Here is a 23,449-nt window from a genome sequence, read left to right on the forward strand (position 1 = left end):
TCAGTTCATTATATAGTAGTGGTAACAATGTTTCCGAAATAAAACGACGATACTATGGAGGTTATCATCATGTTTATGTATGCAAACAAAACAGCACTCATCACAGGGGCTTCATCCGGAATTGGCGAGGCATTTGCCTATTCGCTCGCGGCTAAGAAATGTAATCTCATTTTGGTAGCGCGCAATGAAACCAAATTAAAAGCACTGGCGAAAGAACTCTCCGCTAAATATAACGTAAAAGCTACGGTGATTGCGCTGGATTTATCCTCACCAGGAGCTCCTCAAACATTGCATCAAGAGGTTCAGTACCAACAACTCAAGGTAGATCTTCTGATTAACAACGCCGGTTTTGCCACCTACGGGTACTTTGAGCAGGTTTCAGGAGAAAGACAGCATGAGGAAGTGATGCTCAATGTGGCTGCTTTAGTCGATATCACACATGCATTTATGCCTGATTTATTGCGTAACCGGGATGGGGGACTCATCAATGTTTCATCCACCGCTGCATTTCAGCCCGATCCCTATATGGCCGTATATGGAGCAACCAAAGCATTCGTACTTTCTTTTAGCGAAGCGCTGTGGGCCGAAAATCGAAAACGGGGACTCAAAGTGCTCGCCCTCTGTCCAGGTGCAACCGAAACCTCATTTTTTGATGTAGTAGGCTCCAGTGAAGCCTCTGTGGGTTCCAGAGAAACACCCCAGACTGTCGTCCATAATGCCTTGAAAGCATTTGAAAAAGGGCGCAGTCATATGATATCTGGTCGACAAAACTATTGGGTAGCTCAAGTATCCCGATTTTTCTCTCGTCAATCCACACTTAACATTGTAGAACGTACGCTACGACCTCAAAATTGATTGCAATTCATGAATCAAGATAGCCTATCCTTAATCGTCAGAATTACCGCTCAATAAGCTGAAATTTTATACGCCGGGTCTGATTGCTTCCAGCTCAATTGAACTAGAAGAAATCAGGCCCGGCGTTCCTATTTACATAGATCAAGCGTTCAGATGCTATCCCAGATCTCGCGAATATAATAAAATCCCATCTCGCTTCTCCCAGCCGTTAGCTGACCAGAAGCGATGACCTCCTATATTATGCTCCATCACAAACAGATGACATTTATCAATGCCTTCCTTGAGTAAAGAGGATAGCGCTTTATCTACCAGTCTGGGCGCAATCCCATGACCACGATGTTCTGTGGCTACACCCAGATGATACAGGAACCCTCTGCGACTATCATGACCTGCTAAAATCGTGCCTATGATGTTTCCAGCGAACTCACAGACAAAGCTAAGTCCTTCATTCCGCTGCAAAAATCGTGCAATCCGCTCCGGTGAGTCGGCCTCACTCAATCCTAACCCGTCTAAGCCATTCCATAGTGCAATAGCTTGATCATAATCGTCAGCCTGCATCGCACGGAATGTATATCCATCAGTTACGCTTGCCATGTCTCTAGTTCTCCTCTTACCCTTGTATATATCTATTGTACGTCAACGCATTGTTTGCAATTAGCGTATCATTGTTTACCGTGTTGTATTCGGTGCGCTTTCTTCTCCAAGCTCCTGTTCGCGCTCTGCCTGCTTGCGATGGGCGATACGACTGCTGGCCGAGGCTGCGATTGCACCCACAATATCGTCCAGAAACGTATTAATCGGTCCAAGGCTTTTATCGTTCAGGCGTTCCAGCACACCCGGTTTGAGCTTATCGACATAACCGTAATTGGTAAATCCAATACTGCCGTACACATTAACGATGGAGAAGGCTAGAATTTCATCCACTCCGTATAATCCCTCGTCATGCTCAATCATATCCTGCAATGGGGGAAGAAGAGCACCCTGTTCCGCAAGAATATCTAGCTGGATGCCCGTAAGCACGGCATTTTGAACCTCGCGCTTCATCAACACCTTGTCCACATTCTCTAAACATTCTTCCATCGTTAGGTTCGGGTAATATTTTTTCTGTAGAAGCATAACCAGTTCTGCGATTTCAGTCATACTTACACCACGCTTGTGCAGCCACTCACGGGTGGCATCGGCTACCTTTTTACTATTCAGGCTGTAAGGTACTTTTTTCTTGTCCATAAAGTTGAAGTTACCCTCCTCGTGTAGATCCTAATTTTCTACTGCAATTATGACCAGTGTGTCCAGTCTGCTAAAAAAATAGTTATTTTTTACGCGGGGCTCGTATACATATTAGTACAATCTGTACAAAATTGTTAGGGAGGAACTTCATTTATGAACATAAAACACCCATGGCGTATGACCTCTGTAGCCGGGCTGCTATCCCTGCCCCTGTTGTTGTCCGGATGCAGCCTTTTCGGCAACGAAGCCGCGTCCATTGACCCTCCGCCGTCCACGACAGAGCAGTCCATGATTAAGGCTGTAACTGGAAAAGCACCTGCCACGACCGGGCAGTTGAGGGCTGTCTTTTTGCAAGATCATAACGGCTTGCTGGCCCCTGTATCCTTACCGATTGCTTCAGGCGATGTAAAGGCAGATGCCAAGTCGGCGCTGGAAACACTGGTTGAGGGCGGGCCTTATGCCGGATTATTACCAGAAGGATTTAAAGGTGTACTGCCTCAGGGTACAGAAGTGAAAAGTGTGACAGTGGACAAGAATAACAAGCTGGCAGTTGTCGAATTTAACAAATCTTTCGCCAACTATAAGCCACAGGAAGAACGCAAATTAATGGAAAGCTTGACCTGGACCCTGACCGATCGTCCCGATATTAAGAGCGTACAGATTTGGGTGGATGGTAAAAAGCTGAACGAAATGCCTGTTGGCGGCACACCGCTCGACCATCCGCTGACGCGCGCAGTAGGGATTAATTTGGAGGTCGGTCATGGCGTGACCCCCCTAGATTCCAGTCCAGTCACCGTGTATTTCTCTTCATCTTCTCCTGCTGGGGTACAATATTATGTACCTGTAACACGACTGGTCAGTCCGGAAAAAGATCGTGTCCAGTCAGCTCTGCATCAATTAATTCAAGGGCCACAGACCAAGGATGGATTGCAGGAAGTGATGACAGGGGAGACGGCGCTGAAATCGGTAGAACGCTCCAAAGATAACGTCATTACGGTATCACTCTCGGATGATATGTTTGCCAAAGGAGAGGCCGTACCTGCTGAATTTTTGGAATCGGTCGTACTGACAGCGGCGGACAATTCGGATGATGCGGTCAAAACGAAGATTCGGATTGAACTGAATGGTGAGAAAAGCGTGATTGGACAAAATAATCAAAATTATGGAGAGCCTGTAGCCAAGCCGCAGCACATTAACGAAATTCCTCTTTAAGGACAGGGAATCGTCCTTGGGGTGCTTTTGCCTGCACACTTTGGTAAAATAAACATATAAGAACAGGTTGCATACGACGTAGGAGGAAAAAGCATGAGTAGATCTAACGGACGAAACGGTGATGAGCTGCGCCCGATGAAATTGACAGCAGGAGTAAATAAATACGCGGAGGGCTCTGTTTTTATAGAGGTTGGCGAGACGAAAGTCATCTGTACGGCTACAGTGGAAGAACGCGTTCCTCCCTTTATGAAGGGCCAAGGAAAAGGCTGGGTGACCGCCGAATATTCCATGCTTCCGCGGGCGACACATAGCCGCAATCAGCGTGAAGCTGCGCGCGGCAAGTTGACAGGCCGTACTATGGAAATTCAGCGTCTGATCGGAAGAGCGTTGCGTTCGGTTGTCAATTTGCAGGCGCTTGGTGAACGGACGATTACGTTGGACTGTGACGTCATTCAGGCGGACGGCGGGACACGTACAACCTCCATTACCGGTTCTTTCGTAGCATTGGCGATTGCAGTAAATAAAATTGCGATCCAGCACAAGTTGCCTGTTTTCCCTATTACGGATTTCCTGGCTTCTGTCAGCGTAGGGGTTGTTGGTGACAAGGCGCTGCTGGATCTGAATTATGAAGAGGATTCCAAGGCCAAGGTGGACATGAATCTCGTCATGACTGGCAGTGGAAAGTACGTTGAGCTGCAAGGTACAGGGGAAGAAAGCCCATTCGACCGTCAGGAACTGGATCAGCTGCTTAGCTTGGGCGAACAAGGGATTCTGCAAATGATTGAGCGCCAAAAAGAAGTGCTCGGACCGATTGCTGATAAGATTGGTGCTGGACGTACAGGAGCTGGGGCCTAATGCGACTGGATGGTCCGGTTGTCATTGTCGCTACGAAGAATAAAGGGAAGGTACGGGAATTTGCACATGCTTTTGCGCCGTTTGGCAAGGAAGTCAGAAGTATGTACGATTATCCCGACATTCCTGATGTCGTTGAGGATGGCACAACCTTTGCCGAAAATGCGTTAAAAAAAGCCAAAGCGGTGGGAGATGTGCTCGGATTGCCTGTGCTGGCCGATGATTCCGGTCTGTGCGTGGACTTGCTGGATGGTGCGCCGGGCGTATATTCGGCTCGTTATGCTGGAGAAGGTGCCAGCGATCACGAAAACAATATCAAGCTACTCGACGTTCTGGAATCGAAGCAGCTTGGTGATGATACCGGACAGCCTTTGCTAAGCCCGGCTCAATTTGTCTGTACCTTGATTCTGTATAATCCACAGACTGGGGAGACGTTGGAATCGACGGGCTCCGTGGAGGGCTGGATTACGACTGAAACCGCGGGCAGCGGTGGGTTTGGGTATGATCCGCTGTTCTATTTGCCAGAGTTTGAAAAGACAATGGCAGAGCTGACGTTGGAACAAAAGCAAGCTATCAGTCATCGGGGCATAGCCCTGCGTAATTTGGCAACAAAGCTAGGAAATCCGCAGGCATAGTTTGGTAGCAGGGCGAATAATATACCTGTCATATACGAAAAAAAGGCTATCCGTCAGTCATAGGCTGCGGATAGCCTTTTTGGTACTTTCTGTTCCACGTATCGTATGCATCAAGAAAGATGGGCGGTTGCCACCTCGTACTTTACGGTTTAGGCAGTTAGCACATTTTATCGAATTGCCACCTTGTAAGTGCGAAGCCAATTATCCACTTGCGTCAAGTAAGCAAATAACTGCGGACCCGACATCAGCTGGCCAAACCAAGGTAGATTGGTGGATGCCTCCGGTGAGGCGGCAATATCCCGTACCTTTTGCGCATCGATCAGCTTGAGCAGTGGGGAAGAGGAATCGTCCAGCAGTTGCAGCGCCTGCTTTTTCACAGCGGCAAGATAGGAGGGATTATGCGTTTTGGGATACGGGCTTTTTTTGCGATACAGCACATCATCCGGCAATACACCCTCCAGCGCCTTGCGTAAAATACCTTTTTCACGTCCGCCTGTCATTTTGATGCTCCACGGAATGTTCCATACATATTGCACCAGCCGATGATCGCAATACGGCACCCGTACTTCGAGTCCCACCCCCATACTCATCCGATCCTTGCGATCCAGTAGGGTAGGCATAAAGCGGGTGATGTTCAAATAAGACATGACGCGCATTTGCGCAGCTTTTCCTGTTTCACCCGGTAGCTTTGGTACTTCTCCGACTGCTTCTGAGTAGCGGTCGTTCAAATACTCCAGCGGTTTGATCCAGTCCCGCACTTCTGGGGATAGCAGACTCGCTCTCATATCGGGAGCAACTGCCCACGGAAATGTGCCTGAGTTCAGCATATCCTCCCGATGGAACCATGGATATCCGCCAAACACTTCATCTGCTGCTTCACCAGAAATAGCAACCGTAGCGCCCTTTTTAATCTCCCGGCAAAAGAGATACAGTGACGAATCCACGTCCGCCATTCCGGGTAAATCCCGCGTTAGCGTGGAGTTGTTCAGAGCTGCTACAACTTCTGGTGTATCGAATTCAATCCAGTGATGATTTGTCCCTAATTCATCGACCATTCGCTGTATCCAGGGGGCATCAGCTCCGGGCTGAAACGCATGGGCTTTAAAATGCTTGTCGTTGTCCACATAATCGACCGAATACGTATGAACTTGTCCCTGCCCGGTACGTTTGTAATAATCGACGGCTAATGCGGACAGGGCGCTTGAATCCAGCCCGCCAGACAATAAGGTACATACCGGTACATCCGAAATAAGCTGCCGCTCCACGGTATCCATCAACAGCTCTCGTACCTTGAGTGCCGTTTCTTCGGTGTTATCCTCATGTGCAATGCTTTCGAGCTTCCAGTAGGCTTGGATGCGTACGCCGTCACGGCTGTAGGTTAGGGTATGTCCGGGACGCAGCTCCTTCATCGATGAATAGACGCCGTGTCCGGGAGTGCGTGCAGGCCCAATGATAAAAATTTCTGCTAGTCCCTCGGCGTCTACGGCGGCCTCCACGGCTGGATGCTGGAGTAGTGCTTTGGGTTCGGAGCCAAATACGAATACATCTTCGGTTTGGCTATAAAATAACGGCTTCACTCCCAGGCGATCTCGTGCCAGAAATACCTGCTCCCGCTCACTATCCCAGACCGCAAACGCAAAGATGCCGTTCAACCGATCTACACAATCCGGGCCCCATTCGATATAGGATTCGAGCAGTACCTCTGTGTCGCATTGTGTACGGAAAAAATGCCCGCGCTGTTGCAGCTCTTTTTTCAGCTCAGGCGCGTTATATATTTCCCCGTTATATACAATCGTATAAGTGATATCCTCAAGCTGCCGGATCATAGGCTGAGCGCCGTTTTCCGGGTCCATTACGCTTAGTCTTCGGTGTCCGAAGGCACACGGGTTGGATATCCAGGTACCCGCAGCATCCGGTCCGCGATCGGAGAGCGTTTGCGTCATATTTAGCAGCAACTCAGATTGATGCATCAAGTCTCCGTTCCACTGTATGAAACCTGTAATTCCGCACATGTCTATTCATCCTCTCTTTGTCGTGTTCATCCAGTGTTGGAATGAATCAAAAACTAAATCCCCAGTTCATCAGTATATATGCCGAAAAGAAGCATAAAATGTCTGTCCGTTCCGAAAACTACAGATGGGGTAACCCGTTTACTCGTGAGGAAGGAGGGAGACAATGTACTACATCAAGGATGCCAAAATACGCCGCTTCACTGAACTTGACGGAGTGCGCTGCGCTGAGGTAGAAGTGCGTCCCGGTGCCGCAGATGACCCGGAACTGCTAGTTTATATCACAGCCTCGAATCAGAAGGATGGTCAGCCTGGCTATGACATGGTAAGGATCATCCGCAATGATGCCGATCTGGAGCTGGATTGGTATGACAATAATCTGCATTCGGCATTTGAGGAAGTGACCGACAAGGCTTTTACTGACTCTACGCACATTACCGCTGGTGAGGAACGGGAAAAATTCAAAAGGGAATTGCTTTCCTATGGGCAGCTTAGTACAGAGTTTGCCAAGGAGTTCGGGACATGAGAATATGGTGTACTATACCTCGGCTTTTGTTGATTTGGGCACCGGCACCATCGCCGGATCAGCGTGAAAGGAGGGGGAAATCATAGACGGCAAAGCGAAGTATAAGAAAAACAAAGGCAGCAGTTATATTCATAACAATGAGTTCGCGGAAGAAGTGCTGGAGAAAAACGTAAGACATGAAGTACGCAGAAGTCCTAAACGCTTTGGGAATAAATAAGCTACCAGTGAACTAAAGCAACTCATCAAAGTTGATCCCAAAGAAGCCTCCGTATTCGTCAAATTTGCGAATATGGGAGGCTTCTTTTAGAATTAGGCCGCTTCACGCAGCGTCATGATCCCTTTGTAGATGTTATAAACAAAAACGCCGAGATAGACCACTACAAATAGCAGTACAAACCCGATAACTGAACCTGCATGATTGGCAGTGATAATAAAATACACTAGCGGAATCGCCGCAATAATGGGGAAAATGTGCGATAAAATGGCTTTTTTCGCGTGTCCCTGAACATATTCATCCCGGACTGCGATCCACACAATGACCGGCACCAGAAAAGGTGCGAAAAAAATGCTGAAATAACAAAGTGAAGACAAAAGGCCCCTCACGGATCACCCCTCCTTTTTGGCATCGTTCTTTGTACATAATACCCCGTTAGCGTCCAAATGATTCCTTTTGCAGCCTGCTTTCCTGTATAATGAAAAAATGCTTTTGACAGTTGGTCAAAATGTGATATAATAATTAATGCACTGAATACATAAGGTTTTATTGATTGTCATCTTGTCCCAGTAGCTCAGCTGGATAGAGCAACGGCCTTCTAAGCCGTCGGTCGGGGGTTCGAATCCCTCCTGGGACGTAGCAAAATCTTCCTAATTCAATATTAGGAAGATTTTTTGTGTTCCAGTGGGATGAGAACCCCTTGGGGGGACGTCGGAGCTAAGCATCGTTAGCATAAACTTCGCAGTCTCGACCGTAGGGAGAGTATCCCTCCTGGGACGTATAGCAAAAGCTTCCTACATGTAGGAAGCTTTTTTGTATCCCGGCAGCATGATTGATTCTGGTTTATACTGTCGCCTTTTCCTTATGAGCAAAGAATTGCGGCAAATGTTCTTTGTGTGCTTCCAGCAATTCATCCAGCACGGTTTGGGCGATATCCCCGCTTGGAACGAGCGGATTCAGGGTGAAGGCTTGCAGTGCTGTCGCATAGTCACCAGTGACCGCCGCTTCAATGGTCAGCTCTTCCATCGCCTTCATGACTTGCAGCAGGCCCCGCTGTGCTGGTGGGAATTTGCCAAAGTTTACAGGCTCTGCACCATGCGCGCGAATGACACTGGTTACTTCGATGGCGCTATCATAAGGGACATCATCAATCGCACCATTGTTACGTGTACTAACCACCATCAATGTGCCTTTGTTGTTATAAATGGAATTAATGATTTCACAGGCAGCATCGCTGTAATGTGCACCGCCGCGTTTGGATAATTCCTCTGGTTTGTAATCCAGATTCGGGTCTTTGTACAATTCAAACAAACTTTCTTCCAGACGTTTGACGACTTGGCCCCGAGTTCCTTCGTTTTTGGCCTCCTCTAATTCTTCCTTGAGCATGTTGTCGGTCATGTAGTAATACCGATGGTAAGGACAAGGCAGCATTTTCAATTGACGAACCTGATCATACAGGAAGCGCATGTTCTTAATATTTTCAACAACCTTCTCCGGTTTTGCACCAGGTGCGTACAATCCTTCGATGACTTGCTCTGTTAATTCTTCTCCGGTTTTGTCATAAACTTTGTGCCAATGAAGGTGGTTAATTCCTGCAAATTTAAAGAACAGCTCTTCTTCCGATTTGTCCAGTACAGCCGATGCACTCTTGATCGCGCCGATTGGAACATTACATAATCCGATGACTTTATCCCACTTACCATAACGAAGTACCGCTTCGGTGACCATACCCGCAGGGTTGGTGAAGTTAATCAACCATGCATTCGGACACAGTTCTTTCATATCTTCAACGATACTGAGGATAACGGGGATGGTACGAAAAGCTTTGAACATCCCGCCAGCCCCATTAGTTTCTTGACCGATCATGCCGTGTTTTAACGGAATACTTTCGTCCTTAATCCGGGCTTCCAGCAAGCCTACCCGAAATTGTGTTGTGACAAAATCGGCATCCTTCAAGGCTTCCCGACGATCCAGTGTCAAATGTACTTCACAATCAATGCCTGCGGCCTTCACCATCCGTTGGGCCATGGCCCCCACGATCTCCAGCTTTTCGCGTCCTGCCTCAATATCTACCAGCCATAATTCCCGAATGGGAAGCTCTGCATAGCGTTTGATAAAGCCTTCTACTAATTCTGGTGTATAGCTGGAGCCTCCGCCAATGGTTGCGATCTTTATGCCTTTTTTCATGGTTAGTGCCTCCTGAGTATGTTTTTTAAAACCGCTTTCTTAAGCTCAAATTCACTGTAATCCCTGTAATGCATTACAGGTCAAGCGCTTTTAAAAAACTTATTTGGGGAAGGTGACAATTGTAGGGACGGGACCACGAACATGCTAAACACGAACATGCTAAAATAGAAAGAACGAGGTGAGAAATGTGGCAAATATTCATGAAATTGCAAAGCTGGCGGGCGTATCCTCGGCAACGGTGTCCCGTGTCATTAATAACCATCCGTACGTAAGTGAACCGACAAGGCAGCGTGTACAGGAGGTCATAGACCGACTGGATTATGTACCTAATTTGAATGCGGTTTCATTAAAAAAGGGCATGACCAAGCTCATAGGAATTATTTCAATTTCTTTTAATGATTCATTGGGTTCATTTGTGCGTGGATTTACAACCTATGCTCAGGAGCATGGTTTTAATATGGCACTATTTATTACGAATGGAGAGAAGGAGCGGGAGCTTGAAGCACTGGAAATGCTGCGGAGAAAGCAACTGGACGCCTTGGTCTGTATGATTCGCGTCAATGAATGGAGCGTGATTGAACACTATACCAAATATGGTCCAATTGTGACGTGGCAGCGTGTAAACATTGATGCAATCCCGTCTGTATTTATGGATCAGTATCAGGGGTACATGCTTGCGCTGGAGCATCTGTATGCCAGAGGCTACCGCAGCATTGTGAATGTATACGGGAATATGAGGGGACTGAATACGAAGGAGCGCATACGGGCTTATCATGATTTTTGCAAAAAATATGATTTGAACGCTGATGCCTTCCCGCATTTTTATGATTTAAATTCAATGGAAGCGGGTGAACAAATTGCTCACTGGTGGAGCGAACAGCCAAATAAGCCTGATGCCTTCGCTTGTTCTACCGATTATTTGGCTGCAGGGCTTTTGACTGAAGCACGTAGGCTCGGTGTTTCTGTACCAAGTGATGTTGCAGTGGTGGGCTTTGATAACATCGAAATTTCGCATTTGCTTGATTTAACCACCATTCATTACCCGATTGACAAACAAGCGGAAAATGCATTCATCATGATTCGAAATGCCCTTGAGGGGGTTCATGAAGAATTACATCCTTTGGAATTCAAATTAGTAGAGCGAGCGACCACCTAATATCCTGGTTATTCTTTTTCGTTGTGGTTATCGGTGTGCTATTCAGGGATTAGTAAATAAAAAAAGGGACTCCATAATAGAATAAATTCCAGAGGAGTCCTTCTTTGCACGTACTCTAATTCATCGGTCTCTCATAATTCCATTACGAAATTAACGTCAGAATAAATGCACAGTTCGTAAGTAGAATTAATTATTTAAAATAGGTATTTCCTCAAGCAGATTTTTCAAGTTAATGGAATCCCACGGCATATGTTCGGTTATACCTAACCCAACTACATCAGTTTCTTCAGATAGTTCTTTAATCAGATGAAGTAGTTGAGGTATTTGCATGGTTCCCGCAGGAGAAAGATTATAGGGAGCTTCAGGGTTGGCGAATAATAAAGAACGAAATGATTTTGGATCAAGTACATCTAAATCAAGGTGAATCGCCAGGTGCTTGATGCCGCTTTCTGTAATCCACTCTTTTATTGATTCGGTACTGATCGTTAACTCTTTGGTTCCAGCAGTTCGAATCCCTAATCTTTGAATTACTTCAGCATCTGTTTCTGTAGTGGTAACACCTAGTTTTTGAAATGTTTCTGAAAATGCTTTTGTCTCTTCTTCTGTAGGAGCCGCTAATCCAGCGATAAAGACATTTTCAGGCTTAAGAGGAACTTTCACATGTTTTGCAAACTCCTCATCTCCTTCTCCCAACAGATTCCCAAGCGGTAATGTATGTCCGTTATCATAGCCTACATATCTAACTAAATCACTGTGAGCATCAATCCAAATTAATCCTAATTCTCCGCCGTATCGTTCGTTTAAATAGGCAAATGGGGCTTGCTCGACTAAGCAGTCACCACCAAACATTACTATGCGATCTGGCTTATGAGCGTCAATGATATGTTGAGCAGCCTCTAATTGTTCAAGTAGCTGTTTTCTCCCATACATACCGTTCTCGTTGACAAGTGGAGTTCCATCATAAGCTTGAACTGGAACTTGAATAAGGGGTTGAGCATTGTCTGGGGCTAGCCAGGCCAGCAGTTCGGCGCCAAAAGAGTAGTTAGGATTGTTTCCTCCTTGCCACTGCGGCATTAACAGGCGTATTGTTTTAGTCATATTTTCTCTCCTTTACTTCAAATTACGGTTAGTATAAACTGAACGCAAATAAAAACGTAGTACGCACTAATTTGATAGGTACTACCCGAAAGGATAGTGTGAATATGAGTATGGCTGAATTTAAAGGTAAAGTTAAAAACATTCAAGATACACCTTTTGGTTATACAGTGTCAGTTATTGGTGGTAAATGGAAAATGGTTATTATTTATCTTCTGGCCGAAAACCAAGTGGTTCGCTTTAATGATATGAAAAGACAAATCGGAGCTATTACTTATAAAACATTGAGTTCACAGCTAAAAGAATTGGAAGCGGATGGTCTGGTGAATCGGAAAGAGTACCCCCAAGTTCCACCTAAAGTTGAGTACAGTCTTACAGAAAAAGCGGAAACACTATTGCCTGTTTTGGAAGGGTTATGTGAATGGGGAACCAAAAATCAATATAATTAAGTTTCGTTTTTTAATTGCTTTAGAATGTTATACGAATATTAGAAAAGACGATTGACATATATTTATAGTTAATCATGTATTCAACGAGCTCAAGTGCACTGGGGGTAGGAACGCTTAAAAATCAGTATCATTTGGGGGATGTGATATTTTGACTATGGCAATTATTTTATTTGTAGCGAATATTCTACTTATTCTTGTTTCAATCGTTGGTATTGTTCTGTTCATGGGGATATTGTACAGGGGGTACATTTTGCTAGGATTACTTATTGCTGAGAAAAAGAACACAAGAATTCAAGCTGTAAAAGATTAAATTTATGACAATACAGAGCCTCATCTCTACTTTATTAGTGTAAATGAGGCTCTTGCGTGAACTATTAAAGGCACTTTATAGTTTTGGAGACATCCCCGGATGGTTGATGCTTAGCACTACCTTTTTCTTTAGTTCCTCTGCAGCAGCTCGAATCTGTTTTGCCTGCGTCACAGCCGAAATCACCGCTACACCATCGGCACCCGCACTTACCACTTCCTCCACACGGTCTATCGTAATGCCACCGATCCCGACGATGGGCAGATCAATTCCCGCTTTGCGCATCTCATGCAAAATGGCTGGACCCTGCACCGCATGAGCATCATCCTTTGAGATGGTGGGATAGATGGGGCCGACGCCGAGGTAGTCCGCACCTTGCAGAATGGCTCGACGAGCTTCCTCAATCGTATGGGCGGAGACGCCAAGGATTCGGTTTCCGATCCGCGTACGCACAGAATCAGCCGATTCATCGTCCTGACCGATATGGACGCCGTCGGCATTGAGCTCAAGAGCCAGCTCCACATCGTCATTGACGATAAAGGGGATACCAGCGTGGTGGCACAGATCTTGTAGCTGACGCGCAAGTTTGAACATAGGCACCCCTGTTAACGCGCTACGGCCCTTTTCCCGGAACTGGATCATGGTTATGCCACCAGCAAGAGCCTCCTGCACGACCCGACTTGGTTCCGCAAGGCAATTCACGCTTCCAAGAACCAGATACATCTGTAAATGCCGGCGCATGATCTCAGGTAATATTCGGCCGCTCATTGGAGTATCTCCTGACGACGGCGGTAGGCCCAATGATTGGTTGGACCGTGTCCCTGGCCCAGATACAACGTATCCTCAATCGCCGCCTGAATGAAGGCTCTTCCATTCAAAATAGCTTCCGGTACAGACACACCTTTCCCTAATTCAGCGGTAATCGCTGCTGAGAACGTACATCCTGTTCCGTGTGTGTGGACAGTTCGCACCCGCTTGCCGCCCAGCTCGGTGAAGGCTGTTCCGTCAAAGAGCAGGTCAACAACTTGACCGCTGTTTTCGCTCTCCTCATCATGGCCACCTTTGATCACAACGAACTTGGGTCCTAGGCTGCTAATATGTCTCGCAGCTTCGCGGCGATCCTTCATCGTACGAATGCTTATCCCGGTTAAGGCTTCCGCTTCCGGGATATTTGGTGTGACGACCAAGGCCAAGGGGAGCAGGTCGTCGTTCAACGCCTGCACCGCTTCCGGTTGCAACAGCTTTGCGCCCCCTTTGGCAATCATTACAGGATCGACGACAACCTTTTCCCAGCCGAACTTTCGAATTTGCTCGGCCACAAGGCGGATGATGCCCGCGTCAAACAGCATGCCAGTCTTCAGGGCATCGACTCCAAGATCTGATCCTACAGCTTCGATTTGCTGCGCTGTTGCTTCCTGTGGCAACGGATATACACCGTGAACTCCCAAGGTATTTTGTACCGTAATGGCTGTAATAGCCGACATGCCGTATACGCCAAGCTCCTGAAAGGTTTTGAGATCGGCTTGAATTCCAGCTCCGCCGCCGCTGTCTGAACCGGCAATCGTCAGCGCTCTCGGTACATGCACGTCTCTCATCGCGCACCACCTGTTGTACTTGTTCCAGCTTCACGGATCGTGACATGCCCCTCCAGGGAACCAGTATGTAGTTTGGCAAGCTCGTCGAGAAAGGCTATCTGGAAGCTGCCTGGCCCCAGTTTTGCGGTATGTGCTGCGGCTCGGGAAGCTGCTGCACCGTAAAATGCCAAACCTGCTGTACCTGCGAGCAGCAGGTTGGGTTCAATTGCTGCAAACGCACCCAACACAGAGGTCAGCAGGCAGCCTGTTCCGGTTACCTTCGTAAGCAGCGCGTCTCCGCCACTAATCAATCGTACTTCGACCCCATCGGTGATGACGTCCTCTTTTCCAGTGATGACAACCATGGTATGGAGCGTTTGTGCAGCCCGAACTGCCAGATCGACATTACTGCTGTCAGCACTGTTGCCTGCATCTACCCCTTTAATCTCTCGGACTTCTCCGATTAGATGGGCGACTTCGGCTGCATTGCCTCGCACTAGTGAGATTTTTACTTCTTTTAGGATCCGCAGTGCTGACTCGGTTCTAAAGCTCGTCGCTCCCGCACCAACCGGATCCAGCAGAACTGGAACACCATGAGCATTCGCTGATTGTCCAGCAATGATCATGGCATCTACCAGCTCGCGGTTCAGCGTACCGATATTTAACACGACGGCGCCCGCTATTTTTGCCATATCTGCTACTTCCTCGGGTGCATAAGCCATCACCGGGGAAGCGCCCAGCGCATACAGGCCGTTGGCTGTAAAGTTGGTGACCACCACATTGGTTATATTATGAACGAGGGGGTTGCTATTTTGTACCTTTGTCAGGAGATCCGAATAACTTTGTTCCCATATACTCATCATGTTTATCCTCCCTCATCTCTACTGATTATTCCAAGACCGTAGCGCGCATCTGGACGGGCCATTGTTCCTGCTTATAAGCCATATCCCAGAACATATATTCCAGCTGGCAGCTTAGCATAAAATGCTCAATCATCCGCTCTTGCTCAGCAGCCGTGGCGACATTCGCCCAAGCATCCACACGCTCGCGATATTTGGATGTTACATCTTCAATCTGGTTTCCATAGAAACAAATCCACTCATAGAATGGATGAGACTCGTCCGGTCTTACCTCATCCATTAGCCTGCGTCCAATCTCAAGATATGTCCATGGACATGGCAGCAGCACGGCCATGATTTCTCCAAGACTACCTTCATGTGCGACTGTCAGCATATGGCGGATATAATGATGAGCGGACGGAGCGAGTGGATATCCCTGCATCTCTTCATAGGTGACACCTGCGATAGCACAAAAGTTTTGATGCGGATGAACCTCGCTGTTGAGAATAAAAGAGATCTGTTCGTTAAATACAGCCATATCCTCCCGGCTTGTGCTTTTGGAGATCGCGATGCCGTAAATCCGCATGTAGGCGTTCAAATATTCAAAGTCTTGTTTTACATAGTGAATCAGCTGCTCCTTTGTTAAATTTCCTTCAGCAATACCTCTCACAAAGGGATGCTCATAAATGGCTTGAAAAATGCCATCCGCCTGCCGACGAAGTTCTTGCGAAAAACTCATTTCCCCACCTCCAATAAAAATGGAGAACAAGAAGTCCCGTAAGATACAATTCTCGGAACAACGCCAAAAAGCCGCCCCGAAAACTGGAGCGGCTTCAACATAGGTTCAATGCGCAGAAAACGCTTGAAACCTTATATACGAAGGCTCCACTTTCCTACGCTAGTACGAACTAGATCAGGTTCAAAGGGTCCAAGTTCATTCTTGTCTCAGCCATAATGGCTCCCCTAGTGGACTTTCCTATTCTTTTGACTAATACTGTACATTCGTTCCTAGGTTATGTCAAACTGCTTTGATTCCAGTCAAGGATTAATGAGGGTGCTGGATTACACTTTCCACGGCTTTGACCCTTACATATTCCGGTTTCCACATCGCATCCCGAATGGCTTGTTCAATATCTGAAATGTGTGCCTGAGCTACCTGATCCTGAATTGCAGCCTTCGCTACCGCAACCGCAACCGCGAACGAAACATCACGTAATTTTTGGATATGGGGCAGCAGTGCACCGCCAAGTTCATTCGAATCTACGGCGTTGGCAACGGAATCAGCTGCTGCGGTAAACATGGAAGGGGTGATTCTTTTGGCCTTGACCACAATTGCGCCCAGACCTAGCCCCGGGAAGACAAAGGCATTATTCGCCTGTCCAATTTCAAACTTCGTACCGTTATAGGTGACGGGCTCAAAGGGACTTCCGGTAGCAATCAATGCTTTGCCATCAGTCCATCGTATCAAATCTTCGGGTACCGCTTCAGCAAGGTTGGTAGGATTAGACATGGGCATAATGATCGGTCGTTCCACATGCTTTGCCATTTCCTTGATAATCTCTTCAGAAAAGGCACCCGCTACACCGGAAGTTCCAATCAAGATTGTGGGTTTTACCTGACGGATGACCTCCAGCAACGGTATTTTATCATCTTCCGATCGGGCCCATGAGCTGATTTCTTCCTTTTTACGCACATATGGTTTCTGATAATCCAGTACATCTTCCATATCGTCTGTTAACAGTCCGCGATAATCAAAGGCCCAAAATGCCTTGAATGAATCTTCTTCAGGAAGCCCGTCCTCGATCATTGCACCCCGTATTTGGTCGGCGTTACCGATTCCTGCTGCCCCTGGACCAAAGACAAGTATTTTTTGTTCACGTAGCGGAGTTTTAGTGACACCTACCGCCGAAACAATCGCAGCTAATGTCACTGCTCCTGTGCCCTGGATATCATCATTGAAGGTGAGAATGTTTTGACCGTACTTCCCTATAATGTGTCGTGCGTTCACGCTACCCACATCCTCCCAATGCAAAAGCGCCTTCGGGAATTGTGTTAACGTTTTGCTGATAAAGGTATCAATAAATTGATTATAGGCTTCCCCGCGAACTCGTTTATGGCGGTTTCCGATGTACAGGGGATCATTCAGCAGCTTCTCGTTATTCGTGCCGACATCCAGTACAATGGGCAGCACCCGCCCGGGGTGAATGCCTGCCGCAGCTGTATATACAGCGAGTTTGCCAATAGCAATGTTAATTCCCCCGACACCCCAGTCACCAATCCCCAAAATACTTTCCGAATCCGTCACGACGATCAGGTCAACATCCTCACTACTCAAACCGGTATTATAAAACGCCTGTCCAATACCGTTCGGATTATCTATCGATAAATATACGCCCCCAGGGCGGTTGTATTCATGGCTGTATTCTTGAATGGCGGTTCCTACAGTCGGTGTGTAGACTACGGGCAGCATTTCACTCAAATGGTCGGTTAGCAGTCGATAGTAGAGTACGATATTTCGATTGTGAAGGTCGTTAAGTGAGGCATTTTTACGCAGCATGGTGGGTTGTGCCAAGAATTGCTGATATGCCCGAACGCTCTGTTTCTCCAATGAAAGGACAGTGGGAGGAAGAATTCCTTCCAGGCCCAGTTCTTTGCGTTCTTCTTCTGTAAATGCCACTCCTTTGTTCAAAAGAGGGTTTGCTAGCACGTCCTTTCCTCGTAAGGGAGTAGATAATGACCCATCACGATTGACATGGAATGCTTCCATAAAAAGACCTTCTTTCCCTGTATTTTGATAATTATTCATGATGAAAGATGACATGTTATCCATAGTATGGACATGCAAATTGGTTTTATTCTTCTATTTATTTATGACAAAAAGACCATATATATATCTTCTTATTAATCTTATAGAACTAATTTCAGTTTCGGATTCATCTTGTAATTCGCACGTTTATAGTCCTAATGAATCAGGTCCAAATACTCTGTCTTTATCAAATATGAAAATAGATTTTTCTTCTCTTAAATGTTTATATATCAAGGGATGTGAGCTATTTTGTTAAGAAAATATGAAGTATTTGGACATTAATTTAATCTTGCTAAGCAAACATTTTTAATTCTTTTTCAACAAAATAGAATTATTCGGAGGAAAAGGAGAGGTTTGTGTGCAGGGACCTATAGCCATTTTTAGCGATAACAACAGGGCTATTGATTATCCCAATGTGATTTGTTTTTACCAATATATACAGTGCGAGGACACGGAGACCGCTTCAGTCTACGAGGATGCATGTTGCTGCCTGATTGATTATAGGGAGCCGGGGCAAGCCGTGCGGAAAGCTAATCAGATCCGTAGCCAATTTCCGCAAATGCCATTGCTATTGGTGACGGATGTAACCTTTCCGTTCAGTGATCAGCATATGGTGCAAATTATCGGAGTAGGCCGATTGCGTCTGCTATTTTGGCAAGCCAATGATACCGAAGAAATCATTTCTGAAATACAAAGCTTGCTCTATCCCGAGTATTCGACCAAAAGCCAACATGTTGCATTCATCTTATCTGTATATAACGAAGAGAAACGTTTTGTTCATGTCAAAACCTTTGCTGAGCGACTGCAAACCTTTATCCGCAGCCATATTATAGAGGGTTCGATTTATCTCATTGATGATGGTAGTCACGATGGCACGAATGCCTTGATTAAAGCGCTGGAGGCGGCAACTGACTTGTCCGTAAACCGGATTAACCAGAACCTGAGTCCGCTGCTTCAAACAAGGGAATTGGGACGCAATACGCGCAAGGCAGGGACGTATCTCGAAGGAATGCGGACCATCGGTGCGGATTACTACGTATTTGTGGACGCGGACGATTCCTTTTTTATTGAGGACATTGCCAGAATGATTAATGTTGTTCAGCAGGGCTACTATGATGTTGTGATTGGAACCAAAGATATGACCGCCGAGAATCGCTCTTTATTGCGATCTATCGTCAGCTTTGGCAAAAGGGTCGTTTCTCGCCCCTTTTTACCAACAGGTGTGGTAGATTCCCAGACGGGTCTTAAAGTGATGAGTTCGGTTGCCGTGAAGCGGATGTTTCCACATTTGAAGGAACAACTCGGACTGGCGCTGGATCTGGAGATGATGTTTATTGCCAAGCGACTTCAGCTCCGTGTGCTGCAATTACCCGTCAAATGCATTGACCGAGATGGCTCGCACATTCATGTCTGGAAAGATTCCATTCGTTTTTTGCGCTCTATCATTGAGATTTGGCGACTGGATCGGCGGGTGAGATAACCACGTGAACAACCGACTGCGTTCGTTGATGTTTCCCCTCTTTAATGTGCTGATTAACGGATTTAATTTTTTCTTCCACATTGCAGCGAGCTGGTATCTTACCGGACAAGCCTATGGTCAGGCGAACGCGCTGCTGGCCCTCTTTGCACTGCTGTCCGTTTTGGGCTTATCCATCCAGCTATTAACCGCCAAGCTGGTATCCAAGGGTGACAAGAAGCTTCCGCTACGCAGCTTACCGCTCGGTTCTCTATTACTAAAAGCACCTCTAGTGCTAACTGTGCTTGCCATGATCATTTTACTTTCCGTTCATCCGTTGCTGCGCTCGCTATTGGGTGTTGAGTCTGGCCCGCTGTTCATGCTGTATGCCTTGATCGGATTGCATATTCTCGTGAGTTCATGTCGCGGAGATTTACAGGGTAGGGAACGCATGCTAGCGCTCAATGTGAATTATTACACTGAGGTATTAGGGAAACTGAGCCTGTTTTTTGTCCTGGCCGCACTAGGTTTAAAGCTAGAAGCGCTACTGTTGGCAAGTTGCGGAGGAATGTTGCTGTCGCTGCTTCACGGCTGGATCGTTTCGGCTCGTGGCTTATCCTTATCTACACACAGTGGAGAACGTATCCCTTCTGGGTTATGGAAGTCGCTAGGTCAGGATTTTACCGATAGCCTTATGACGAATTTATTCATTCTATTTTGTATCTCCATCGACATGTTGTATGTACAGCATTACTTTCCCGAGCAAGCCAGCAGCTATGCCATTGCGCTGAAGTACAGCCAATTGGTCTATTACGTTTCCTACAGCCTGATCGCGGCCTTTATTCCCAAGATCGGTGCGCAGGGGCATGACCGCCAGGCTTTGGGCAAGTTAATTGCCATCTATGCTGGGTTAATGGCTGTTGCTGCGCTGTGTGTATATGTGGGCACGACCTTTGTGTTCCCAACGTCTATTCCCATATTATTCGGAGCTTCTTACCAGTTAGCTGAGGTCTATATTCCATGGGGGGGTTGGGTGTACTGGCTATTTTCCATCGTGATGTTTTTTGTGCATGTGCACGTATTGGTGGGCAGACGCAAATTTATATTTAGTCTGGTAGCAGGAGCAGCTGTTTTAGTAGCAGCCTTTCATATGTCTCACACAGACCCAGTAGATTTTTTGCTGTCAGAGTTCATTGTTTATGGGGCAATGTCTCTCTATTTTGTGATAGATGCCTATATATATTTATTCAAAATAAAGATAAGGGGGGATTCACCCCATGAATACCATACTTGAACAGAACGGTAAAACCGTCGTTCTATTGCTTTCCTGGCGTGACATTCGTTCTCCGAAAAGCGGGGGAGCAGAAATTTTCACCCATGAAATGCTGAAACGCACACAGCAAGGCCGTTTTCAGTTCATTCATTTCTCACCCCAATTTGAGGGGATGCCTGAGCATGAAGTCATTGACGGTATTACGTATATTCGAAAAGGAAACATATACAGTGTTATTTATTATGCGATGCGCTATTACCGTCTTCATCGGCAGCAGATTGACTATGTAATTAATCAGGCGAATACGCATCAGTTCTTTACCCGATTTTGGGTGGAGGCCTCCAAGCGGATCTTTTTCATACACCAGCTAACAAGGGAAATATGGTATGAAAATGCTCGATTTCCGCTAAATATGATTGGATTTCATATGGAGCCCCTGATGCTTAAGCTGGCTCGGAAGGATCGGACGCTCACCGTATCCCCGTCTACCCGGTATGATCTGCTTAAGCTGGGCTTTCACCCGGATCGTGTTCACCTTTTACCGGAAGGCATTGAGTTTGATCATTGGCCGCGTGAACAATTTTTAATAAAGGAGTCTAACCCGACCTTTATGTATGCCGGACGCTTCGTTAAATATAAAGGCATTGATCTGGTCGTTGAAGCCTTTGGGCAGCTCAAGGAAAAGTTCCCCCAGGCTATGTTATGGATTGCTGGAAAAACCGATAAAACCTATGTGACAGAACAATTATTACCGATTATAGAGCGGTATGAATTGACATACGGAGAACCGGATGAACAAGGACAATCCCAAGCAGATATTACCTTTTACGGATTTGTTTCAGCAGAGCATAAGCTGGAGCTGATGAGTCGTGCCCATGCGCTTGTGTTTCCCTCCCTGCGTGAAGGCTGGGGGTTAACGATTACGGAAGCGGCAGCCGTTGGAACGCCCAGTATTGTCAGCAATTCACCCGGTCTGGTGGATGCGACGGATTTCGGAAAAAGCGGATATTTATGCTTTCACGGCGATATTCGGGGATTATCTGAACAAATGGAAAGAGCAGCAAAGGGTGGCGAAGATTACATGGCCATCCGTGAGCGAGCGTATCAATATGCGCTAAGATTCCATTTTGATCATACAGCTGCCGCGTTTGAGCAGTTGATGGAGAATTGGACAGAGGAGGCGGAACAGAGTGGACAAAGTGGTCATTCTCTTCTCCACGTACAACAATGAACGTACGATAGAGCCTTGTTTGCGAAGCTGTTTAGGGCAAAATTACAAGGATCTGCATATTGTAGTTGCTGATGATGGCTCCAATGACCGGACGGTTGAGACGATTCGTATGCTGTCAGCAGGAAGTTCGGTACCCGTAACGATACTAGAGCTTCCTCATGGAGAGCGGGGAGTTGCGAGGGTCAGGGCGGTTGAGGAAGCGAAACACTTGGGGGCTGAATACATATTTGTATTGGATTCCGATATGATTTTAGCCGAACATCTGATTCAGCAGAGCATCGACTTTTTTGACAATCATCAAGATATTGGCGCCTTGGTTGTTCCGGAGGAGGCATATTCGGAAGCAAATAATTTTTTTTCCAAAGTGAAAGTTTTCGAGCGGAATGTCATTAACAACGCGGGAGAGACCTTGGGAAAACGCTCCATTGAAGCAGCACGCTTCTGGCGAATGAGCGCTTACGAATCGACAGGCGGATTTAATGCGGAGCAGATTGCTTTTGAAGAAATACAGCCGACCTTGCGCTATATAGAGTCTGGCGGAGTCATTCGCCGGGCGGTTTTTACACGGGTATATCATGACGAAAAACAGGTATATCTGCAGGATGTATTACGTAAAAAAGCCTACTACTTCTCGGTAATGGATCGTACAATGTCAACTGAAGAGGGCGGATTGCGAAAGGCGCTGGAACGTTGGTACTTCTTCCGTCCGGTGTTGTATACATGGGGGAATGTGAAAAACTACATCCGCCATCCGCTGCTGACGGCGGGGATGTTGTGGATGTATACCTGCCTGACTGTGATTGGGGTAGCCGCCATGTTAAAGGGCGGCACCCGTCACTCAGGCGATCTCGCTAAGGCGGATAAGGCGTAACGATGAATGACCGAGGGTCAGCGTATCCAGCGAGTACAAGTCGGGATCGGAAGATTCCGGCTCCTCATACGGTATATATAATGAATGCGGAGTTAACTGAATACCTTCACCGTCAGGATGACGCAGTGAGCAGCCGACAGGATACAGCTCAGCAAGTGCAATGTGTACGGCAGTTACGATATCTTGATCATTCAGCAGTACATACGGTCGGTACGGAGCATTCAAAATGCTGTTTATAAATACCGATAGGTCAGATGCGACGTTCTGGTTTGCATACAGGCTGTTTCGATTGAGCCTAGCCTGATCAAGCGCCTCATACAGTATCTTTTTTAGCGTATCATCATCCAGCTCCAGCGGTTTCGTTAGAAAACGGAACACGCCGACTTGATTAATGGCCGATAAAATAGACTGCGTATGCAGGTGACCAGATAAAATGATGCGTACGATATGCGGATAATCCTTCTTAATCATACGAAGGAACGTAATTCCGTCCAAACCAGGCATAAGCAGATCGGAAACGACTACATCAATCGGATACTTTTCCAGCACTTGCAGGGCTTCTTTAGGCGTGTGAGCGGTATGTAAGGTGAAGGTTTCTTGCATCAATGTCCGTTCAAGCAGGGACAGAACCATTGGACTGTCGTCAACAAATAGAATGTTTTGGGGTGTCATAAG

Annotated in this window: 23 protein-coding genes, 1 tRNA gene and 1 riboswitch; of the genes, 12 read left to right on the plus strand and 12 right to left on the minus strand. The window is 46.7% G+C overall.

Annotated features, from left to right (window positions below; all coding sequences use genetic code 11):
• Nucleotides 1-69: 69 nt before the first annotated feature.
• Nucleotides 70-855 (plus strand): SDR family NAD(P)-dependent oxidoreductase, encoded by a 786-nt coding sequence (locus tag ACU1JV_RS18350; protein ID WP_013372751.1) that lies wholly within the window; start codon nt 70-72, stop codon nt 853-855.
• Between the two features lie 156 nt (nt 856-1,011).
• Here ACU1JV_RS18350 and ACU1JV_RS18355 read toward each other — a convergent pair whose 3' ends face one another.
• Together ACU1JV_RS18355 and ACU1JV_RS18360 are read right to left on the minus strand one after the other, a co-directional pair.
• Nucleotides 1,012-1,449: a GNAT family N-acetyltransferase gene (locus tag ACU1JV_RS18355; protein WP_264217450.1), complete on the minus strand. Its 438-nt coding sequence runs from the start codon at nt 1,447-1,449 to the stop codon at nt 1,012-1,014.
• A 75-nt stretch (nt 1,450-1,524) separates the two neighbouring features.
• Entirely contained in the window at nt 1,525-2,082 is a 558-nt protein-coding gene (locus ACU1JV_RS18360) for a phosphatidylglycerophosphatase A family protein (protein ID WP_013372749.1), read from the minus strand.
• Nucleotides 2,083-2,235: 153 nt separating this feature from the next.
• Between ACU1JV_RS18360 and ACU1JV_RS18365 the strand changes: the two genes are divergently transcribed.
• From ACU1JV_RS18365 to ACU1JV_RS18375, 3 genes are all read left to right on the plus strand, one after another.
• Nucleotides 2,236-3,294, plus strand: a complete 1,059-nt coding sequence (locus tag ACU1JV_RS18365; RefSeq protein WP_413986892.1) for a GerMN domain-containing protein — start codon at nt 2,236-2,238, stop codon at nt 3,292-3,294.
• 93 nt (nt 3,295-3,387) lie between these two features.
• Nucleotides 3,388-4,149, plus strand: coding sequence for a ribonuclease PH (rph, locus tag ACU1JV_RS18370; RefSeq protein ID WP_013372747.1), 762 nt, complete (start codon nt 3,388-3,390; stop codon nt 4,147-4,149).
• A complete protein-coding gene (locus ACU1JV_RS18375; protein WP_013372746.1) occupies nt 4,149-4,781 on the plus strand; it encodes an XTP/dITP diphosphatase in 633 nt (210 codons plus the stop codon). The genes rph and ACU1JV_RS18375 overlap by 1 nt, the downstream gene beginning before the upstream one ends.
• Before the next feature lie 167 nt (nt 4,782-4,948).
• On the opposite strand, the gene asnB is transcribed toward ACU1JV_RS18375, so the two are convergent.
• The gene (gene asnB / locus ACU1JV_RS18380; RefSeq protein WP_025678748.1) at nt 4,949-6,793 is read right to left on the minus strand and encodes an asparagine synthase (glutamine-hydrolyzing); all 1,845 of its coding nucleotides are present in this window, start codon (nt 6,791-6,793) and stop codon (nt 4,949-4,951) included.
• Nucleotides 6,794-6,956: 163 nt separating this feature from the next.
• On the opposite strand from asnB, the gene ACU1JV_RS18385 reads away from it, so the two are divergent.
• Nucleotides 6,957-7,316: a hypothetical protein gene (locus tag ACU1JV_RS18385; RefSeq protein ID WP_058710323.1), complete on the plus strand. Its 360-nt coding sequence runs from the start codon at nt 6,957-6,959 to the stop codon at nt 7,314-7,316.
• Between the two features lie 309 nt (nt 7,317-7,625).
• Here the strand turns inward: ACU1JV_RS18385 and ACU1JV_RS18390 are convergent, their stop codons facing one another.
• Complete coding sequence (locus ACU1JV_RS18390; RefSeq protein WP_016324668.1) at nt 7,626-7,919, minus strand: DUF4870 domain-containing protein; 294 nt, start codon at nt 7,917-7,919, stop codon at nt 7,626-7,628.
• Nucleotides 7,920-8,093: 174 nt separating this feature from the next.
• On the opposite strand from ACU1JV_RS18390, the gene ACU1JV_RS18395 reads away from it, so the two are divergent.
• Nucleotides 8,094-8,167 (plus strand) — tRNA-Arg (locus tag ACU1JV_RS18395).
• A gap of 206 nt (nt 8,168-8,373) precedes the next feature.
• Here ACU1JV_RS18395 and ACU1JV_RS18400 read toward each other — a convergent pair.
• Entirely contained in the window at nt 8,374-9,717 is a 1,344-nt protein-coding gene (locus ACU1JV_RS18400; protein ID WP_058830489.1) for a 6-phospho-beta-glucosidase, read from the minus strand.
• 187 nt (nt 9,718-9,904) lie between these two features.
• On the opposite strand from ACU1JV_RS18400, the gene ACU1JV_RS18405 reads away from it, so the two are divergent.
• Nucleotides 9,905-10,873, plus strand: coding sequence for a LacI family DNA-binding transcriptional regulator (locus ACU1JV_RS18405; protein WP_413986891.1), 969 nt, complete (start codon nt 9,905-9,907; stop codon nt 10,871-10,873).
• Nucleotides 10,874-11,059: 186 nt separating this feature from the next.
• Here ACU1JV_RS18405 and ACU1JV_RS18410 read toward each other — a convergent pair whose 3' ends face one another.
• Nucleotides 11,060-11,971 (minus strand): arginase family protein, encoded by a 912-nt coding sequence (locus ACU1JV_RS18410; RefSeq protein WP_413986890.1) that lies wholly within the window; start codon nt 11,969-11,971, stop codon nt 11,060-11,062.
• A gap of 104 nt (nt 11,972-12,075) precedes the next feature.
• Here ACU1JV_RS18410 and ACU1JV_RS18415 point away from each other — a divergent pair, with 104 nt between their 5' ends.
• Nucleotides 12,076-12,417, plus strand: a complete 342-nt coding sequence (locus ACU1JV_RS18415; protein WP_193191184.1) for a winged helix-turn-helix transcriptional regulator — start codon at nt 12,076-12,078, stop codon at nt 12,415-12,417.
• A 385-nt stretch (nt 12,418-12,802) separates the two neighbouring features.
• Here ACU1JV_RS18415 and thiE read toward each other — a convergent pair whose 3' ends face one another.
• The 5 genes from thiE to ACU1JV_RS18440 all read right to left on the minus strand — a co-directional run bounded on the left by thiE (nt 12,803) and on the right by ACU1JV_RS18440 (nt 17,904).
• Nucleotides 12,803-13,492 (minus strand): thiamine phosphate synthase, encoded by a 690-nt coding sequence (thiE, locus tag ACU1JV_RS18420; RefSeq protein WP_413986889.1) that lies wholly within the window; start codon nt 13,490-13,492, stop codon nt 12,803-12,805.
• Nucleotides 13,489-14,319: a bifunctional hydroxymethylpyrimidine kinase/phosphomethylpyrimidine kinase gene (gene thiD / locus ACU1JV_RS18425; protein WP_058830493.1), complete on the minus strand. Its 831-nt coding sequence runs from the start codon at nt 14,317-14,319 to the stop codon at nt 13,489-13,491. The genes thiE and thiD overlap by 4 nt, the downstream gene beginning before the upstream one ends.
• A complete protein-coding gene (gene thiM / locus ACU1JV_RS18430) occupies nt 14,316-15,161 on the minus strand; it encodes a hydroxyethylthiazole kinase (protein WP_013372734.1) in 846 nt (281 codons plus the stop codon). Before thiM ends, thiD begins: the two co-directional genes overlap by 4 nt.
• A gap of 25 nt (nt 15,162-15,186) precedes the next feature.
• Nucleotides 15,187-15,876, minus strand: coding sequence for a thiaminase II (tenA, locus tag ACU1JV_RS18435; RefSeq protein WP_040103031.1), 690 nt, complete (start codon nt 15,874-15,876; stop codon nt 15,187-15,189).
• 134 nt (nt 15,877-16,010) lie between these two features.
• Nucleotides 16,011-16,112, minus strand: a riboswitch (TPP riboswitch).
• Between the two features lie 70 nt (nt 16,113-16,182).
• Nucleotides 16,183-17,904 carry an NAD-dependent malic enzyme gene (locus tag ACU1JV_RS18440; RefSeq protein WP_413986888.1) on the minus strand — a complete coding sequence of 574 codons (1,722 nt, stop codon included), beginning with the start codon at nt 17,902-17,904 and terminating at the stop codon, nt 16,183-16,185.
• Between the two features lie 397 nt (nt 17,905-18,301).
• Between ACU1JV_RS18440 and ACU1JV_RS18445 the strand changes: the two genes are divergently transcribed.
• Genes ACU1JV_RS18445 through ACU1JV_RS18460 form a run of 4 tightly spaced genes read left to right on the plus strand, consistent with a single transcriptional unit; the run spans nt 18,302 to nt 22,774 of the window.
• Nucleotides 18,302-19,423, plus strand: a complete 1,122-nt coding sequence (locus tag ACU1JV_RS18445; RefSeq protein WP_013372731.1) for a glycosyltransferase — start codon at nt 18,302-18,304, stop codon at nt 19,421-19,423.
• A gap of 4 nt (nt 19,424-19,427) precedes the next feature.
• Nucleotides 19,428-20,693 (plus strand): transporter, encoded by a 1,266-nt coding sequence (locus ACU1JV_RS18450; protein WP_413986887.1) that lies wholly within the window; start codon nt 19,428-19,430, stop codon nt 20,691-20,693.
• Nucleotides 20,677-21,903, plus strand: coding sequence for a glycosyltransferase family 4 protein (locus ACU1JV_RS18455; protein WP_129549879.1), 1,227 nt, complete (start codon nt 20,677-20,679; stop codon nt 21,901-21,903). The genes ACU1JV_RS18450 and ACU1JV_RS18455 overlap by 17 nt, the downstream gene beginning before the upstream one ends.
• Nucleotides 21,863-22,774, plus strand: coding sequence for a glycosyltransferase family A protein (locus ACU1JV_RS18460; protein WP_413986886.1), 912 nt, complete (start codon nt 21,863-21,865; stop codon nt 22,772-22,774). The genes ACU1JV_RS18455 and ACU1JV_RS18460 overlap by 41 nt, the downstream gene beginning before the upstream one ends.
• Here ACU1JV_RS18460 and ACU1JV_RS18465 read toward each other — a convergent pair.
• Nucleotides 22,742-23,446 carry a response regulator gene (locus tag ACU1JV_RS18465; protein ID WP_013372727.1) on the minus strand — a complete coding sequence of 235 codons (705 nt, stop codon included), beginning with the start codon at nt 23,444-23,446 and terminating at the stop codon, nt 22,742-22,744. The genes ACU1JV_RS18460 and ACU1JV_RS18465 overlap by 33 nt on opposite strands.
• Between the last annotated feature and the right edge of the window lie 3 nt (nt 23,447-23,449).

This window comes from Paenibacillus sp. T2-29 (assembly GCF_052921365.1).

Bases quoted from the DNA above. Each gene is read 5' to 3' on its own strand.
- thiD (WP_058830493.1), bottom strand. From the start codon at position 14,319: ATGAGAGACGTGCATGTACCGAGAGCGCTGACGATTGCCGGTTCAGAC.
- tenA (WP_040103031.1), bottom strand. From the start codon at position 15,876: ATGAGTTTTTCGCAAGAACTTCGTCGGCAGGCGGATGGCATTTTTCAA.
- thiE (WP_413986889.1), bottom strand. From the start codon at position 13,492: ATGAGCGGCCGAATATTACCTGAGATCATGCGCCGGCATTTACAGATG.
- asnB (WP_025678748.1), bottom strand. From the start codon at position 6,793: ATGTGCGGAATTACAGGTTTCATACAGTGGAACGGAGACTTGATGCAT.
- ACU1JV_RS18375 (WP_013372746.1), top strand. From the start codon at position 4,149: ATGCGACTGGATGGTCCGGTTGTCATTGTCGCTACGAAGAATAAAGGG.
- ACU1JV_RS18365 (WP_413986892.1), top strand. From the start codon at position 2,236: ATGAACATAAAACACCCATGGCGTATGACCTCTGTAGCCGGGCTGCTA.
- ACU1JV_RS18465 (WP_013372727.1), bottom strand. From the start codon at position 23,446: ATGACACCCCAAAACATTCTATTTGTTGACGACAGTCCAATGGTTCTG.
- ACU1JV_RS18440 (WP_413986888.1), bottom strand. From the start codon at position 17,904: ATGGAAGCATTCCATGTCAATCGTGATGGGTCATTATCTACTCCCTTA.
- ACU1JV_RS18400 (WP_058830489.1), bottom strand. From the start codon at position 9,717: ATGAAAAAAGGCATAAAGATCGCAACCATTGGCGGAGGCTCCAGCTAT.
- ACU1JV_RS18455 (WP_129549879.1), top strand. From the start codon at position 20,677: ATGAATACCATACTTGAACAGAACGGTAAAACCGTCGTTCTATTGCTT.
- ACU1JV_RS18350 (WP_013372751.1), top strand. From the start codon at position 70: ATGTTTATGTATGCAAACAAAACAGCACTCATCACAGGGGCTTCATCC.
- ACU1JV_RS18410 (WP_413986890.1), bottom strand. From the start codon at position 11,971: ATGACTAAAACAATACGCCTGTTAATGCCGCAGTGGCAAGGAGGAAAC.
- ACU1JV_RS18415 (WP_193191184.1), top strand. From the start codon at position 12,076: ATGAGTATGGCTGAATTTAAAGGTAAAGTTAAAAACATTCAAGATACA.
- thiM (WP_013372734.1), bottom strand. From the start codon at position 15,161: ATGATGAGTATATGGGAACAAAGTTATTCGGATCTCCTGACAAAGGTA.
- rph (WP_013372747.1), top strand. From the start codon at position 3,388: ATGAGTAGATCTAACGGACGAAACGGTGATGAGCTGCGCCCGATGAAA.
- ACU1JV_RS18360 (WP_013372749.1), bottom strand. From the start codon at position 2,082: ATGGACAAGAAAAAAGTACCTTACAGCCTGAATAGTAAAAAGGTAGCC.
- ACU1JV_RS18355 (WP_264217450.1), bottom strand. From the start codon at position 1,449: ATGGCAAGCGTAACTGATGGATATACATTCCGTGCGATGCAGGCTGAC.
- ACU1JV_RS18385 (WP_058710323.1), top strand. From the start codon at position 6,957: ATGTACTACATCAAGGATGCCAAAATACGCCGCTTCACTGAACTTGAC.